Origin of the sequence: Saccharopolyspora griseoalba (genome assembly GCF_042665275.1) — a bacterium.
Taxonomy (GTDB): Bacteria; Actinomycetota; Actinomycetes; order Mycobacteriales; family Pseudonocardiaceae; genus Saccharopolyspora; species Saccharopolyspora griseoalba.
The window spans coordinates 130,326-145,882 of the sequence record NZ_JBHTCJ010000007.1; the positions used below are offsets into that span (position 1 = coordinate 130,326).

The 15,557-nt window shown below is 71.6% G+C and carries 12 protein-coding genes and 1 pseudogene; 5 read left to right on the forward strand and 8 right to left on the reverse strand.

Going from position 1 to position 15,557, the window contains the following annotated elements:
* The first annotated feature begins 176 nt into the window (after positions 1-176).
* Positions 177-2,288: a hypothetical protein gene (locus tag ACFQRI_RS15280; RefSeq protein ID WP_380668985.1), complete on the forward strand. Its 2,112-nt coding sequence runs from the start codon at positions 177-179 to the stop codon at positions 2,286-2,288.
* Positions 2,289-2,436: 148 nt separating this feature from the next.
* Complete coding sequence (gene pulA, locus ACFQRI_RS15285) at positions 2,437-5,058, forward strand: pullulanase-type alpha-1,6-glucosidase (protein ID WP_380668987.1); 2,622 nt, start codon at positions 2,437-2,439, stop codon at positions 5,056-5,058.
* Positions 5,059-5,062: 4 nt separating this feature from the next.
* On the opposite strand, the gene ACFQRI_RS15290 is transcribed toward pulA, so the two are convergent.
* Entirely contained in the window at positions 5,063-6,895 is a 1,833-nt protein-coding gene (locus ACFQRI_RS15290; RefSeq protein ID WP_380669379.1) for a heavy metal translocating P-type ATPase, read from the reverse strand.
* Positions 6,896-7,067: 172 nt separating this feature from the next.
* On the opposite strand from ACFQRI_RS15290, the gene ACFQRI_RS15295 reads away from it, so the two are divergent.
* Positions 7,068-7,418 (forward strand): ArsR/SmtB family transcription factor, encoded by a 351-nt coding sequence (locus ACFQRI_RS15295; protein WP_380668989.1) that lies wholly within the window; start codon positions 7,068-7,070, stop codon positions 7,416-7,418.
* Between the two features lie 88 nt (positions 7,419-7,506).
* Entirely contained in the window at positions 7,507-7,737 is a 231-nt protein-coding gene (locus tag ACFQRI_RS15300; RefSeq protein ID WP_380668991.1) for a hypothetical protein, read from the forward strand.
* Positions 7,738-7,816: 79 nt separating this feature from the next.
* Here the strand turns inward: ACFQRI_RS15300 and ACFQRI_RS15305 are convergent, their stop codons facing one another.
* The 6 genes from ACFQRI_RS15305 to ACFQRI_RS15330 form a co-directional block, all read right to left on the reverse strand.
* Positions 7,817-8,131, reverse strand: coding sequence for a hypothetical protein (locus ACFQRI_RS15305; protein ID WP_380668993.1), 315 nt, complete (start codon positions 8,129-8,131; stop codon positions 7,817-7,819).
* A 625-nt stretch (positions 8,132-8,756) separates the two neighbouring features.
* Positions 8,757-9,920, reverse strand: a complete 1,164-nt coding sequence (locus ACFQRI_RS15310; RefSeq protein WP_380669381.1) for a lactate 2-monooxygenase — start codon at positions 9,918-9,920, stop codon at positions 8,757-8,759.
* Positions 9,921-10,130: 210 nt separating this feature from the next.
* Positions 10,131-11,276, reverse strand: coding sequence for a sulfotransferase family protein (locus ACFQRI_RS15315; RefSeq protein WP_380668995.1), 1,146 nt, complete (start codon positions 11,274-11,276; stop codon positions 10,131-10,133).
* A gap of 11 nt (positions 11,277-11,287) precedes the next feature.
* On the reverse strand, positions 11,288-12,064 hold the full coding sequence (locus ACFQRI_RS15320; RefSeq protein ID WP_380669383.1) for an SDR family oxidoreductase: 777 nt from the start codon (positions 12,062-12,064) through the stop codon (positions 11,288-11,290).
* 5 nt (positions 12,065-12,069) lie between these two features.
* Positions 12,070-13,233, reverse strand: coding sequence for a hypothetical protein (locus tag ACFQRI_RS15325; protein WP_380668998.1), 1,164 nt, complete (start codon positions 13,231-13,233; stop codon positions 12,070-12,072).
* Positions 13,234-13,253: 20 nt separating this feature from the next.
* Complete coding sequence (locus tag ACFQRI_RS15330; protein WP_380669000.1) at positions 13,254-13,730, reverse strand: nuclear transport factor 2 family protein; 477 nt, start codon at positions 13,728-13,730, stop codon at positions 13,254-13,256.
* Between the two features lie 132 nt (positions 13,731-13,862).
* On the opposite strand from ACFQRI_RS15330, the pseudogene cysC reads away from it, so the two are divergent.
* Positions 13,863-14,423 (forward strand): annotated as a pseudogene (gene cysC, locus ACFQRI_RS15335) (adenylyl-sulfate kinase); the annotation flags it as partial.
* A gap of 170 nt (positions 14,424-14,593) precedes the next feature.
* Here cysC and ACFQRI_RS15340 read toward each other — a convergent pair.
* Positions 14,594-15,454: a helix-turn-helix domain-containing protein gene (locus ACFQRI_RS15340; RefSeq protein ID WP_380669002.1), complete on the reverse strand. Its 861-nt coding sequence runs from the start codon at positions 15,452-15,454 to the stop codon at positions 14,594-14,596.
* Between the last annotated feature and the right edge of the window lie 103 nt (positions 15,455-15,557).

Below are 15,557 nucleotides of genomic sequence, written 5' to 3' on the forward strand. Positions count from 1 at the left end.
CTCGGATATATAGTTGATCGGCCCTCGATGGGATGAGGGTCGGATTCGTCGCCCGGCGCGGGGGCCGGAAGCCGACGAAGATCTCTCGCGGCAGCGGCGGTCGAACCGCCCGCCGGAACGAGCCAGCCGGACGCGGCGCGCCCGCGCGCGTCCGGCGCAGGGAAAGGACCCGCTGGGTGACTGTGACGAACGACGTCGCCGAGGCGCGCCTCGACGACGAGCTGATGGAGGTCTCCGAACCCGCGAAACCGCGCAGGCGTCGGCTGCCGGTGTGGCTGGTCGGGGCGGGTGCGTTCCTGGCCGGGCTGTGCTTCGTGCTGCTGGACGTCCACTACAACCACGGGCGCTACATCCCGCCGCTGGACGACGCCTACATCCACATGCAGTACGGCGCGCAGATCGGGCGCGGCGAGTTCCTGCAGTACAACGAGGGCGACCCGATCAGCACCGGGGCCAGCAGCCTGCTCTACGCGCTGCTGCTCGGGCTGCTGCACCTCGTCGGGTTCCACGGTTCGCTGCTGCTGCCCGCCGCGGTGGTGCTCGGCGTGATCTGCCACGCGCTGACCTCGGCCGGGGTCGTGGTGCTCGGTCGTCGCCTGGCCGGTCCGGTGGTGGGCGTGTGGGCCGGTGTGCTCACCGCCTTCAGCGGCCCGCTGCTGTGGGGAGCCTCCAGCGGCATGGAGGTGTCGGTGACCTCGCTGCTGCTGGTCGCGACGCTGCTGGTGCTGGTCCGGGAGGCGGTGCACGGCCGGTTCCGGTTCACCCCGGTGCTGGTCGCGCTGGCCGCGCTGACCCGGATCGAAGCGCTGGTGTTCCTCGTGGCGGTCCCGGTGCTGATGTCCTGCGCGGTGTGGCGCCGCCGGGGGCGGACGCTGCCCGGGCGCATCGGCATGACGGTCTGGAGCGCGCTGCCGTTCGCGGTCGTCGGGGCTCAGCTGCTGTTCTATAAGCTCGCCACCGGCAGCGCCTCGCCGAACGGCTCGCAGGCCAAGTCGCACCTGAACATGCCGCACCTGACCATCAGCGAGCTGGCGGGCAAGGTCTCGGACAACTTCGCGGCGTTCCTGCAGATCCTGGCCGGCATCGAGCGCCAGGACTTCGCCTTCCCCGGGGCGCTGCTGCTGGCCGCGGTCGGCGTGGTCGTGCTGGTGCGCGACGGCGGTCCGCGCCGCTGGGTCGGATGGACCGTCGGGACCGGCACGGTGCTGGCCCTGGCGGCGATCTCCACGCTGGGCACGGCGCTGTGGCAGGAGGTCCGCTACCTGCAGCCGTTCCTGCCGCTGTTCCTGCTGGTCGCGGTCGTCGGGGTGGTCGACCTGGGCAAGCGGGTGCGGATCGGCGACCGCGCCCCGGTGGCGCTGCTGGCGATCACCGCCCTGTTCACGGTGCTGTCGGTGCCGCAGTGGGTGCACCACACGGTGCAGGACTCCGCAGGCATCCGGCAGCGCGTCGTGGCCCTGGCGAACTGGATGAAGGGCGCGCTGCCGCCGGACGCGCGGGTGGGCGTGCACGACGTCGGCGCGGCCGCCTACCTCGGTGATCACCCGACGGTGGATCTGGTCGGGTTGACCACCAACGGGCTGGCCGAGCCCGCGCTCAACGGGATGGGCGCGCTCTACGAGGAGCTGCGGAAGATGCCCGCCGACGAGCGGCCGCAGTACATCGCCATCTACGACCGGATGCCGGGCGGCGTGCAGCTGGAGGAGCTGGCCGACGCGCAGATCTACGGCGTTCCCGTGCTGGCGCTGCCCGCGATGACGGTCTACGAGGCCGACTGGAGCCTGATCGACACCGGGGACCGGCCGACGATCCCGGTGCGCGGCCGGATCCGCGACCACGTCGACGTCGGGTCGATGGACTCCGAGGCCGCGCACGATCACGACGTGGACCCGGCGCAGGCGGCCTTCCAGCCGATGACCTCGGTGCGCACGGTGACCGAGGGCGGACGCCAGATCGTCGACAGCGCCCGGCACGTGTTCGGCGACGAGGAGTTCGTGCTGCACGGCTTGGAGCCGGGCAAGCCGGTCCGGCTGATCGCCCGCACCGACTCGTCCAACCCGAAGCCGGGCATGTACACCCAGGCCCGCATGGTGCGCGTGCACGCCGACGGTTCGGAGGTGGGAACGCACTACCTGGAGCCGGATCCCAAGGGCTGGTCGGAGACCACCATCGAGATCCCCGCCGAGCTGGTCACGAGCTCGGAGCTGAGCATCCGGCTGGGCGCCCTGCAGGACTACGGCGGGCCCTATCCGAACTACCAGTCCTTCGGGTACTGGGCGGTGCAGTAGCGGCCCGTCCGGGAACCGCCCTCCCGGAGCGCGGGCGATCTCGCAAAAAGTTGCAATCGATCGACGGTGTTGACCCGACCGTTCGGGCGCTGCAGAGTGATCACCGATCATCTGGCCTGCCCGGATTGCAAAAATTTGCGAGGTTGCGATGGTGCTTCCCCTCCGACGGCTCCGCTTCCCGCTCGTGGCCCTGCTCGCCTCCGCGCTGATCGGGGCCCCACCGGTGCCCGCAGCCGCGCAGCAGGAGGAGCCCGCCCGAGCGATCTGGGTGGATCGCGAGCACCTCGTGTGGTCGGCCCCCGCGGCGGAGAGCTACGAGATCCGCTACGAGGGCGGAGCTCTCGCGCTGACGCCGGATCCGGACGGCTTGCCGCCCGGGCTGGCGGAGCGCTTCCCGCACCTGGCGGGCGAACCGGTGTTCCGGGTCGGGGACGGACCGCTGGACTCCGCGCTGCGCGGGAAGGTCGTCGCCGCTCCGGTCGGCGGGCCGGGAACGCCGGTGCAGCTGGCCGGGGTGCTCGACGACCGGTACGCGCAGGCCGCGACCGAGCTGCCCTACGGGCCGAGCTTCACCGGTGGCGTGCCCTCGTTGCGGTTGTGGGCGCCGACGGCGAAATCGGTGCGGCTGCGGTTGTTCGACGGCGTGCCGGCGCCGGACGCGCGGCCGGCGCGGGTGCTGGAGATGTCCCGCGACGCGGCCTCGGGCTCCTGGTCGATCACCGGAACCCCGCAGTGGGCGGGGCGGTACTACCAGTACGAGGTGACCGTCTACCGCCCGGACACCGGACGCGTCGAGACCGCGGTGGTCACCGATCCGCGCTCGGTGGCGCTGACGGTCGACTCGACGCATTCGCAGCTGGCCGACCTCTCTGCTCCCGAGGCCACGCCCGCGGGCTGGCGGCGGGAGGTCGCGCGGGGACTGGGCGGCGATCCGACCGAGCACGGGATCACCGAGCTGCACGTCCGCGACTTCTCCCGGGACGACCCCGCGGTGCCGTCCGGGGATCGCGGCACCTACCGGGCGTTCACCCACCCCGACTCCGCGGGCATGCGCCACCTGCGCCGCCTCGCCGAAGCCGGGATGGACGCGGTGCACCTGCTCCCGACGTTCGACATCGCCACTATTCCGGAGCGCCGCGAGGACCAGCGCACCCCGCCCTGCGACCTGGCCGCGCTGCCGCCGGACTCCCGGCGCCAGCAGGAGTGCGTGGCCGAGACCGCGGGCTCCGACGCGTTCAACTGGGGCTACGACCCGCTGCACTTCGACGCCCCGGAGGGCTCCTACGCGACCCCGGACGCGCAGAGCGGGGCGGCGCGCACCCGGCAGTACCGGCGAATGGTGCAGGCGCTGCACGACAACGGGAACCGAGTGGTCGTCGACGTGGTCTACAACCACACCGCGGCCGCGGGGGCCGGGCCGAACTCGGTGCTGGACAAGATCGTTCCCGGCTACTACCACCGGCTGCTCGAAGACGGTTCGATCGCGCGATCGACCTGCTGCGCCAACACCGCTCCGGAACACGCGATGATGGGCGATCTCGTGGTGGACTCGGTGGTGCACTGGGCGCGCACCTACAAGGTCGACGGGTTCCGGTTCGACCTCATGGGGCACCACCCGAAGGCCAACGTCCTGGCCGTGCGCCGCGCCCTCGACCGGCTCACCCCGCAGCGCGACGGCGTGGACGGCGAGAAGATCCGCATCTACGGCGAGGGCTGGAACTTCGGCGAGGTCGCCGACGACGCGCGCTTCGAGCAGGCCACCCAGGCCAACATGGCGGGGACCGGCGTGGGCACGTTCAACGACCGGATGCGCGACGCGGTGCGGGGCGGCTCGGTGCTCGACGAGGACCCGCGGACCCAGGGATTCGCCAGCGGCCTGGCAGGCGACCCCAACGGGGCTCCGGGCAACGGCGACGAGGCGGAGCGGGCCGCGCGGCTGGACGACTACACCGACCTGGTCCGGCTCGGGATGGCCGGGAACCTGGCCGACTTCCGGTTCCGCTCGGCCAGCGGCGACGTGGTGGCCGGTCGCGAGGTCGACTACAACGGCACCCCGGCCGGGTACGCCGCGACCCCGGCCGAGGCCGTGGGGTACGTCGACGCGCACGACAACACCGCGCTGTTCGACGCCCTGATGCACAAGCTCCCGCCGGACACGCCGATGGACCAGCGGGTGCGGATGCAGGTGCTGGCGATGGCCCCGGCCCTGCTCGGCCAGGGCCAGCCGTTCGCGCTGGCGGGCAGCGAGTTCCTGCGCTCGAAGTCCTTGGACGGCAACAGCTACGACTCCGGCGACTGGTTCAACACCTACGACGTCACCCTGCGCGACAGCGGTTTCGCGCGCGGGCTGCCGCCGGAGCCGGACAACGGCGCCACCTGGCCCCTGGCCGGACCGCTGCTGGCCGACCCCGCGCACCGGCCCGCCGCGCGGGACATGCGCACGACCTCCGACCGGACCCTGCGGCTGCTCCGGATCCGCCAGTCCTCACCGCTGTTCACCCTGGGCGACGCCGGGAGGGTCCAGCGCAAGCTCTCCTTCCCGCGATCCCCGGCGGGCGTGGTCCTGGCGCACCTCGACGACACCGCGGGCGAGGACCTCGACCCGGCTCGCCGGGGGATCCTCGTCGCGCTCAACCCGCACCCGGAGCCGCAGCGCGTCGAGCTCCCGCCCGGCAGGTGGGCTCCGCACGCCCTGGAGGACGACCGCCTCGAGATCCGCCCGGCGGCCGCCGATCTCCCGCCCCGCTCGGTCGTCGTGCTGACCCGCTGACGCGTCAGCCGCTCTTCCGGGTGCGCAGGAGGCGGAGTCCGTTGAGGGCGACGAGGATCGTCGACCCCTCGTGGCCCGCCACGCCCAGGGGCAGGGGGAGGTGGCCGAAGAGGTCCCAGCAGACCAGGACCGCGATGAAGGTCCCCGCGATGACCAGGTTGGCCATCATCACCCGACGGGCGCGCTGCGCCAGGGCCAGCACGTCCGGGATGGTGCGCAGGTCGTCGCGCACGACGACGGCATCGGCGGTTCGCAGGGTGAGGTCCGCGCCAGACGCGCCCATGCCGACGCCCACGTCGGCCGCGGCCAGTGCGGGCGCGTCGTTGATGCCGTCCCCGACCGCGGCCACGCTCCTGCCCCGGTCGCGCAGTTCCTGCACCGCGTCGAGCTTCTGGTCCGGCAGGAGCCCGGCGCGCACGTCGTCGATGCCCACGTGCTCGGCCAGCTGCCGCGCGCTGGAGTGGTTGTCGCCGGTGAGCAGGATCGGCTGGTTGCCGGTCAGCGCCCCGGTGTCGGCCACCGCGCCGGCGGCCTCGGGGCGCGGCCGGTCGGTGATGCCCAGCAGCCCGATGGGCCTGCCGTCGACGAGGACCGCGACGGGGGTGTGCCCGTGCTTGGCGTCCGGCAGCCACGAGGTGTCGCCCACCAGCGAGGCGGGTGCGCCCAGCTCCACCCGGACTCCGTCGACCGTCGCCGACACGCCCCGCCCCGGCAGGGCGGAGAAGTCCTCGGCCGTCGACAGCCCGAGGCCGCGCTCCTGCGCGGCGCGCACCACCGCGCGCGCCAGCGGGTGTTCGCTGGGGTGCTCGGCCGAGGCGGCCAGCTGCAGCAGCCGCTGCTCGGTGTAGCCCGACAGCGGGCGCACCTCTGCCAGCTCGGGAGTTCCCCTGGTGAGCGTGCCGGTCTTGTCGAAGGCGACCTGGTCGACCGCGCCCAGCTGCTCCATCACCACCGCCGACTTGACCAGCACGCCGCGCCGGCCGGCGTTGGCGATGGCGGCCAGCAGCGGCGGCATCGTGGCCAGCACCACCGCGCACGGCGAGGCCACGATCATGAAGGTCATCGCGCGCAGCAGCGACTCGCGCAGGTCGGCGCCCCACAGCAGCGGGATCGCGAACAGCAGCACCGTGCAGGCGACCATGCCCACCGAGTACCGCTGCTCGACCTTCTCGATGAACAGCTGGGTGCGCGCCTTGGTCTGCCCGGCCTGCTCGACCAGCGAGGCGATCCGCGCCACGACCGAGTCCTCGGCCCGCCGCGCGACCCGGACCCGCAGCGAGCCGACGCCGTTGAGCGTTCCCGCGAAGACCTCGTCGCCCTCGGACTTGTCCACCGGGATCGACTCGCCGGTGATGGTGGCCTGGTCGACGTCGCTGGTCCCGGCGAGGACCACGCCGTCGGCGGCCACTCGTTCTCCCGGTCGCACCCGCACCTCGTCGCCGACCTCCAGCGCCGAGGCGGCGACCACGCGCTCCCGGCCGTCGGGGTCGATGACCGAGGCGGTCACCGGGGCCAGGTCCAGCAGGCCGCGCACGGAGTCCTCGGTGCGGGCGGTGGCCAACGCCTCCAGCGCGCCCGAGGTGGCGAAGATGACGATCAGCAGCGCGCCGTCGGTGATCTCGCCGATGCCGGCCGCGCCGATCGCGGCCAGCACCATCAGCAGGTCCACGTCCAGCGTCTTCTCCCGCAGCGCGCGCAGCCCGGCCAGCGCCGGCTCCCAGCCGCCGGTGACGTAGCAGGCGAGGTAGACCGTCCACCAGGTCCAAGCGGGCGCGCCGAGCAGCTGCAGGGCCAGCCCGGCCAGGAACAGCGCCAGCGCGGCGGCCGCCCAGCGCATCTCGGGCAGCGCGAACAGCCGCGTTCGCCCAGGTGCCGCCTCGGGCGTCAGGCGGCTGGGCGAGGCAGTGGACGTGACCACGGGAAGAACCTCCGCAGGGATGTCGGGCCGAGCACGGACAGGAGAACACGTGAAGAGGTGTTCATGCAAACAAGGGATTAGAATGCGACGCATGGGACACGGGGTGCAGGGCCGGGACCGGCAGGTGAGCAGTCTCGACGCGGACTCGGCCGCGCGCGTGGCCAACACGCTGCAGGCCCTGGCCACGCCGAGCAGGCTGCTCATCCTCGCCGAGCTGCGGCAGGGGCCGCGGCCGGTCACCGAGCTGGCCGAGGCGGTGGGCATGGAGCAGTCGGCGGTGTCCCACCAGCTGCGGCTGCTGCGCAACCTGGGCCTGGTCACCGGCTCCCGCTCCGGGCGCAGCATCGTCTACAGCCTCTACGACAACCACGTGGCCCAGTTGCTCGACGAGGCCGTCTACCACAGCGAGCACCTGCGCCTGGGTCTCGTCGACGAGGACTAGCGGGTCGTCCGCGAGCCGCAGGCGCGGTTCGCTCGCGAACCGCTGCGATTGACACCCCGTGTTCGCGTGCGAAGCATCCCGTTGGGTCTTGGTGGTCATCCGTCGGAATGCGCACGGCCTTCCCGCGCGGGTCGAGGTGAGCTACGGGGACGGGTCGTCCTTCGTGGGGGTGCCCGTGCTGGAGGGGGAACCGGTGGCCGACGGGCCCAGCCGATTCCGGTTCGACCCGGTGGTCACCGATCGGTTGCGGTTCGACCTGGTCAGCGCGAAGCCCGGTGCGCGGGACGGGTTCCTGGGCGTGGGGGAGCTGCGGGCGTAGACGCCGGGGAAGTGCCCGCCCGGCGCGCCTGCCGGGCGGGCACTCAACTACCCCCCGTCCCCCGCCTCGCGGGGGTCCATCAGCCCGAGAGCTCGGGCGGTTCCTGGGTGTGTCGCAGCATCAGGCCCGTTCCCCAGCAGTTCGGGCACAACCTGCGCGCGATGGTCAGCTGCGGGTGCGCGGCCTCGTCCCGGTGCACCTGCTTGGCCGCCACCTCGCGGTGGCCCTCGCAGTGCCCGCAGCGGGGTCGGGGCAGCTGTTCGGCGGGCAGCGCTTCGGCCTGCTCGATCAGCCGAGCCCGCAGCTGCTGCAGCGCCTCCGGCTCGTCGGCGGGGCTCGAGTGCCTGCCCAGCAGGTCGGTCTCGGCCAGCGCCTCCTCGTACTCGCGCAGCATCCGTTCGACTTCATCGCCAAGGCTTCCCTGGCGGCGGTTCGCCTGCATCAACCCGCTCGCAATCGTCGCGCCGGGTTCGCGGCTAATTGTCCGGAGTTCATCAGGCCACCCGAAGGTCTCGTGCGCTGGATCTTGCCGGAGAATACATCGCGGATAACACGGAGATCCAGCATGTTCCACGACGTGATTTCCGTATGGATCTCCTCCGGAACGCGCGGAACGGGAAGCGGATCGGCGAATTCCGGTTGCGCGGTGCGATTTCGGGGCTGGGCGGGAACTCGCAGAGGGGGGAATCGCGCGATCCCGCCCAGCCGACCGCGAGGCGACTAGGGGGTATGTCGACGCTCGCGCAGCAGCGGTGCAGGGGGAATTGAGGGGGAGCACCGCTGCGAATGTGATCATAAGTGTGAAAGGCCCTGCCGGTCAACGAGAATCGAAGCGCGGTGAAATTGCGTCGACAAGCACCGGTGGGTGGTACTACTGGACGTTAGCAGTCCGCAAATCTCGTTGCGGTGCAGCAGTTCCCGAGGAGCGCGGTCGCCGAGTTCCGCGGAGTTGTGATTTCCGCGGGAATTCGACTCCGGAGGCGCCGTCGAATTCCCGCGGAAATCGCGTCCGCCTCGTTTCAGCGCACCGGTCGCAACGCGTCGCGGGTGAGTTCGGCGGGACTGGCGTAACCGTCCACGGCCATCAGCAGATCCGCTTCGGCCAGGACGCTGCGCAGGACGTGCACCACGCCCTCGGTGCCGCCGAGCGCCAAGCCGTAGGCGTAGGGGCGGCCGATGCCGACAGCGGTGGCGCCCAGCGCCAGCGCCTTGACCACGTCGGCGCCGCCGCGCACCCCGGAGTCGAACAGCACCGGCAGCTCCCCGGAGGCCTCGACGACCTCGGGCAGCATGTCCAGCGCGGGCATCCCGCCGTCGGCCTGGCGCCCGCCGTGGTTGGAGCAGTAGATGCCGTCGACGCCCATGTCCCGCGCGCGTCGCGCGTCGTCGGGGTGGCAGATCCCCTTCACGATCAGCGGCAGGTCCGTCAGCGAGCGCAACCACGGAAGGTCGTCCCAGGTCAGCGAGTTCCCGAAGATCTGGACCCAGCGCAGCACCACGGCGTTGAGGTCTTCCTCCGGGGACTTGTCCAGGCTCGCCCGGAACACCGGGTCGCTGGTGTAGTTGCGCAGGCAGTGCCCGCGCAGCTGCGGGAAGTTCGAGGTCGCCAGATCGCGCGGCCGCCAGCCCGGGATCCAGGTGTCCAGGGTGACCACGATCCCGCGATAACCGGCCCGTTCGGCGCGGTGCACCAGGCTCTCGGCCAGGTCGCGGTCGGTCGGGGTGTAGAGCTGGAAGAAGCCGGGGGTCTCGCCGAACTCGCCCGCCACGTCCTCCAGCGGATCGTTGGACAGCGTCGAGGCGATCATCGGCACCCCGCTGCGCGCCGCGGCGCGGGCGGTGGCGAGGTCGCCCCGCCCGTCCTGCGCGCAGATTCCCAGCACCCCGATCGGGGCCATGAACACCGGCGAGGGCGAGGTCGTGCCGAACAGCTCGACCGACAGGTCGCGCTCCGTGGTCCCGCGGAACATGCGGGGCAGCAGGCCCCACCTGTCGAAGGCGGCGACGTTGGCGCGCTGGGTGCGCTCGGAACCGGCTCCGCCGTGCACGTAGGACCACACCGAGGGCGGCAGCGCCCGCTCCGCGCGGCGTTCCAGCTCCCCGAACTCCATCGGCAGGTCGGGCACGACCCCGCTCAGCCCGTTGAGGTAGATCTCGAGCTGGTAATCGCCGTAGGACATCATCGGCCTCCCGGTGGTGCGGTCGTTCGCGTGCTGCCCGTCTCCGGGGCGTCCGGCTTCGCGACCCGCTCCGGTGCCGATCGCCGAGGTCGTCACGCGGCCGCGTGCGCTCGACAGCGGTGCGGAGGTCGGTTCAGCGCGGCCGGGCCGGGTGCGATCGTAAGACGGGCACCCGCGCACGGTAGTTCACCGGACGCCGCCGCGAACCCCGGGTCAACCGGTGGCCGCGAAGCGCTCGGCCACTTCTCCGGCGGTGAGGCCGAAATCGGCCAGGTGGTAGCTGTGCCGGGGCTTGGCGATGCCGGTGGTGCTGCTGGCGTGCAGCTCGTGCATCGCCGCGCGGGCCGCGTCGTCCAGCGGCAGCGAGAAGCGCCGGTAGATGCGCTCGGCGGTACCGACCGGGTCGGTCACGAAGTCGTCGTAGTGCACGTCGTAGAACTGCGCCGCCGGGTGGCGTCGTCGCGCGGTGGTGAACGACTCGAGCCCGCGCGCCCACAGCTCCAGCTGGTCGCGGCCGATCGTGCTGCCCCGGAAGGTCGTCGACCAACCCTCGGTCGCCTTGTCCGCCAGGCTGCACATGGACGCCATGGCGACCGCCGGGTCGCGGTGGGTCTGGATCACGATCGCGTCCGGGTAGACCGCGAGCAGCGCGTCGAGGGCGAACAGGTGGCTCGGGTTCTTCAGCACCCACCGGCGTCCGGCGTCCGGCAGCCCGATGAGCTGCAGGTTGCGCTTGTGCCTGCGGTAGGCCGGCGTCCAGTCCTGCCCGGCCAGCCAGGCGGAGTAGCTCGGGACGTGCGCGAGGCACTCGTAGGAGACCGACCGGATCGACTGCCGCAGCAGCTGCCAGCACTCCTCGACCTGCTCGGCGGACATGTAGTGCAAGCCCATGAACTCCGGGCGCTCGACCTGCTGCTGGGCGTAGGAGCGCTGGATGGCCTGGAAGACCGGGTCCTCGGCCCAGGTCTCGCGCGGCGGGCGCGGCTGCGGGACCTCGGCCAGCCAGACCTCCAGCCCCTGGTGCGCGGGATCTGCGGTGAGCAGCCGGTGCAGCGCGGTGGTCCCGGTGCGCGGCAGACCGGTCACGAAGATCGGTCGCTCGACGGGAACCTCGGCGTGCTCGGGATGCCGTGCGAAGGCCTGCTCGCCGAGCAGCCGGGCGGTCAGGGCGCCGCGCAGGAAGGCGCGCTTGATCTTGTTGCCCCGCGGAGTCAGGCCCGCCTCGCGCCGGTAGGAGTCCAGCAGCACGCCGAGCGCCTCGACGTGCTCGTCCCCGCCGAAGTCCGCCAGCCCGGTGACCCTGGTGGCCGACTCGTGCAGGTCCTCGACCGTGCCCACGTCGTCGCGTTCGTCGTTCACAGCGCCTCCGCTCAGTGGTGGAACTCGCCGGCGTTGACGTCCAGGCACTGCCCGGTGATCGCGCGGGCCATCGGCGAGAGCAGGAAGACCGCCGCGTCGGCGATCTCGTCGGGCTCCGGGAGCTTGCGCAGGTCGGTGGTTCCGGCGGTCTCGGCGTAGACCTGGTCGCGGGTCACCCCGCGCTGCTCGGCGAGGTGTCCCAGGTACCACTTCAGCGAGTCCGCCCAGATGTACCCGGGGGCGACGGTGTTGACCCGCACGCCCCGCGGGCCGAGCTCGGCGGACAGGCTCCGAGTCATCGAGAGCAGGGCGGATTTGGTCATCTTGTAGGGGCCGTACGGGCGTCGGGAGTGCCGCAGCACCGCCGAGTTGACCATCACCGCCGCCCCGCCGGAGTCGACGAGCGCGGGGGTCAGGAGCCGGGTGAGCCGCAGCGTGCCCAGCACGGTGGTGTCCAGCGCCGCGCGGAGCGCGTCGAGATCGGTCTCGGCCAGGTCGGCCAGCGGTGGCAGCGCGAAGGCGTTGTTCACCAGGCCGTCGACGCGCCCGAAGGTCTCCAGCGCGCGGGAAACCAGCTCGCGGCAGGCGGTCTCGTCGCCGATGTCGGTGGGCAGCACCAGCGCCTCCCGGCCGAGCTCGGCGACTTCGGCCGCGACCTCGGTCAGCCGCTGCTCGGTGCGCGCGGCCAGCACCACGTGGGCGCCGGCGGCAGCGCTGCGCAGCGCGAGGGAACGTCCCAGTCCCGCGCCGACGCCGGATATCACGACGACCGCGTCCGGCAGCAGCATCGCGCTCACCCCACCATCCGGTCGCCGATGGCCGCCTGCCGCGCGGCGATCCGCTCCCGCCACTGCTCGCGCGCGATTTGCGCGCTCTCGTGGTGCGGCAGGCGATGCGGCAGCTCGTCGAACCTCACCAGCTCGACCTGCGGACCGTCGGCGGAGGTGAGCTCGCGGGAGAGGCGCTGCCAGCGGATCTGCATGTAACCGCGGCGGTGCCCGGTGAGCTCCACCCAGTTGGCCAGGCCCGGATCGCGCTGGCACAGCACCAGCCGGATCTGGCCGTCCGGGTCGATGCGCGCCTGGTCGGCGGTGAGGCTGGTCTGGTGGTTGATGTAGTCGGTGGAGATGTACCACGGGCTGCCCAGCTGGAATCCCTGGTACGGCGCGTCGGAGGCGGGAACCGTGATGATCAGCGCCTGATCGTCGGCCAGCTCGTAGTGCCCGGCCGAGGAGAACTGGGTGCTCAACCCGCCGGGGGTGCTGCGCGGCTCGGTCATCGTGTTCACCGGCAGGTGGAGGTAGTACCACTCCGGGAAGGCCAGGAAGGTGCGCAGCCGGGACAGCAGGATCTTCCCCGCGACCCGGTAGCGCTTGGTCATCAGGTCCGCGGTGCGCGGCGGTGGTGCGTCGCCGGCGGTGTCGGCGCGGTGGATTCGGATCGCGCCGCGGCGCTCGGAGCTCCAGTCGCTGTAGACCTCGCGCACCACGAGCATCGCCGAACCGGGCGCGAGCGCGAAGTAGCCCGGACCTGGCGGCCCAGGACCGAAGCGCACCTCGAAGTTGCCCTCGGCGTCGATGTCGAGCTCGCGGTCGTCGAAGGCGGCCAGGCTGTCGGGCACGTCGACGGGGGAGTAGTCGCCGTCGAGCACCTGGAAGCTCAGATCCGCCGTGCTGCCGCGGCGCCCGGTCACCACGTACTCGGCGTCGTCGCGGATGTAGGAGTGGAAGTACACGGCGTCCGGGTTGTCCAGGCCCATCTTGGTGGACGGGCCGGTGGACTGCACGAATCGGGGGAAGTCCCGCTCGTAGGCCCGGGCCAGCATCAGCGAGGCCTGGATGCTGCCCGCGAGGTAGTCGTAGCCCTCGACGAGGTCCTGCTCGTCGCGGACGTGCGGCGCGGCGGTGATGATCTCCTCGGCTTCCCGGACCGCGTCCGCGAACGGCTGCGTCAGCATGGGAGTTCTCCTAGAACGTGTTACAGGTTCTTGGCCCAGCGGTTGGCGGTCAGCGTGAAGCCCGGCAGCGAGTCGAAGGTGTGGAGGAACTCGTAGGTGCGGACGTAGCCGGTGCGGGAGATCCGCCACCGGCCGTCGTCCTCGCGGCGGTAGGCGTCCTCGTAGAAGGCGGCGCCCTGGATGATGGTGCTGAACTCGGTGGCGATGACGGTGTCCTGGAAGCTCCAGGTCCCGGTGGCCGCGTCGCCGTCGATGTCGATCTCCGGCTGGCCGGCGGAATGCGTGGTGATGATGCCGGGTCCGAGGTTGTCCCGCATGAACGCCAGGATCGCCTCGCGCCCTTCGAGCTCCAGCGGCCCGCCGGCGGCCTCGGTGCCGTAGTCGGCCACGGCGTCGTCGGTCAGGGTGTCGGCCAGCTCGTGCCACAGCTTGAGGTCCACCGCTCGCAGGTAGCGGTGCTTGAGTCTCTTGATCTCCTCCAGCGCGATCAGGTCCACGGCGCCTCCTCGCGTCTCTCGGCCGCCTTCCCCAGCTTTCCGCGCGCCTTGACCAAGCGCAATAACTTGTTCTACTTTTTTCTGAAACGCGTTCTAGGAAAGGCGGGGCTGGCCGTGTTGCCGCACCTGGAATGGCACGCGAGCGCGGTATCCCGGCGGAGCCGGGGGAGCCGCGGGCTCACGGTGTGGTTCACCGGGCTGTCCGGATCCGGGAAGTCGAGCGTGGCGGCCGCGCTCGAACGCAGGCTGGTGCTCGCCGGCCGTCCCGCCTACCGGCTCGACGGCGATGTCCTGCGGCACGGCCTCAACTCCGACCTGGGGTTCGGCGCCGCGGACCGGGCCGAGAACGTCCGGCGGGTCGGCGAGGTGGCCAGGCTGTTCGCCGATGCCGGTGTGGTGGCCGTCGTCTCGCTGATCAGCCCGTACCGCGCCGATCGCGAGCGGGTCCGGGAGGTGCACCGGGCGGCCGGGTTGCCCTTCTTCGAGGTCTTCGTGGACACCCCGCTGGAGGTGTGCGAATCCCGCGATCCGAAGGGGATGTACGCGCGGGCGCGGGCGGGCGAGCTCGCCGGGCTCACCGGTGTCGACGCCCCCTACGAGCCCCCGGAGGTCCCGGAGCTGGTGCTGCGGCCGGGGATGGGCGAGGCGGCGCGGCTGGCCGAGCTGGTGGAGCGGCGGCTGGCCGACGCCTGACGGCTCGGGCGCGGATCAGGACTTGCGGCCGACCGCGGCCCAGCGCTCATCGCGATCCGCCCTCGAGACGGGAAACTTGGTGACCGAAGCGGGTTGCATTCTTCCGATCTCCGCGCGTGGCCGCCCTGTGGTGGTATTCCGAGCCGCCGGGGTAATAAGCGGGAAGCGGGCTAGAAGTTGATCTCCTTGCGGCGCTTCTCGGCCAGTTCGCGCAGGAAGTCCGCGGTGTCGTGCTGCTCCAGCGCTGCGCCGCGGATGCGGTCCCACGCGTCGTTGAAGACGTTGAAGTCGTCCTCGTCGTCGAGGTAGAGCCCGCCGGCGACGTGCTCGATGAACACGAAGTCCCTGGTGCCGTCGTTGAACTTCATCATCGTGAAGTCGTTGGGCAGGTAGGGCAGCCGGACCCCGAAGGGCAGCACGTGCAGGTAGACCTTGTTGTACCGCTGCTGCAGGTCCAGCAGGTGCTCGACCTGGTCCAGCGCCACCGAGGGGTTCTGCCCGCCGGGCATCCGGTTGAACGCCGCCTCGCTGATCACGAACCGGTAGTAGGGCGGACGCGGGAGGTCGAAGACCTGCTTGCGGTCCAGCCGGTTTCGCACCAGCGCGGTCACGTCGGTCACCCGGTCCTCGGAGAACTGGGTGAGCATGTAGTGCTCCGACTGCAGCGGGCCGGGAATGCGCTCGCCGTGCCAGCTGAGGATCTCGGTGGCCGCCGGTTCGAGGTCGGTGAAGGTGCGGAACCACTGCGGCACCGCGGAGCGGTAGCCGGACCACTGGCCGCGCGCGGCGGTGCTGGACCGCCGCAGCTCCTTCATCAGCTCGGTCTCGGCCTTGCCCGCGTTGAACGCCTCCAGCATCGTCTGCAGCTCGGCGTCCTTGACCGCGACGGTGCCCGACTCGATCTTGTTGATCTTGCCCTGGCTGCACCCGAGCAGTTCCGCGACCTCCTGCTGGGTCAGCTTCGCGGCCATCCGCGCGCGACGGATCTCGTTCCCGAGTTGCCTGCGTCGCGAGGTAACCGTGCTCGGCACCGGATCTCCGCTCGTTCCTTCGCCTTGTCCCTGGTGCGTTCGACGGGCGCAAACGCTGCTGTCAAGAACAACACTGTAATGCACCCGGCGGGGTGAGCGCTGC

Excerpts from the sequence above, each read along its gene's own strand:
- pulA (WP_380668987.1), top strand. The coding sequence starts at position 2,437 with ATGGTGCTTCCCCTCCGACGGCTCCGCTTCCCGCTCGTGGCCCTGCTC.
- ACFQRI_RS15290 (WP_380669379.1), bottom strand. The coding sequence starts at position 6,895 with ATGCGCTGGGCGGCCGCCGCGCTGGCGCTGTTCCTGGCCGGGCTGGCC.
- ACFQRI_RS15295 (WP_380668989.1), top strand. The coding sequence starts at position 7,068 with ATGGGACACGGGGTGCAGGGCCGGGACCGGCAGGTGAGCAGTCTCGAC.
- ACFQRI_RS15305 (WP_380668993.1), bottom strand. The coding sequence starts at position 8,131 with ATGCTGCGCGAGTACGAGGAGGCGCTGGCCGAGACCGACCTGCTGGGC.
- ACFQRI_RS15310 (WP_380669381.1), bottom strand. The coding sequence starts at position 9,920 with ATGATGTCCTACGGCGATTACCAGCTCGAGATCTACCTCAACGGGCTG.
- ACFQRI_RS15320 (WP_380669383.1), bottom strand. The coding sequence starts at position 12,064 with ATGCTGCTGCCGGACGCGGTCGTCGTGATATCCGGCGTCGGCGCGGGA.
- ACFQRI_RS15325 (WP_380668998.1), bottom strand. The coding sequence starts at position 13,233 with ATGCTGACGCAGCCGTTCGCGGACGCGGTCCGGGAAGCCGAGGAGATC.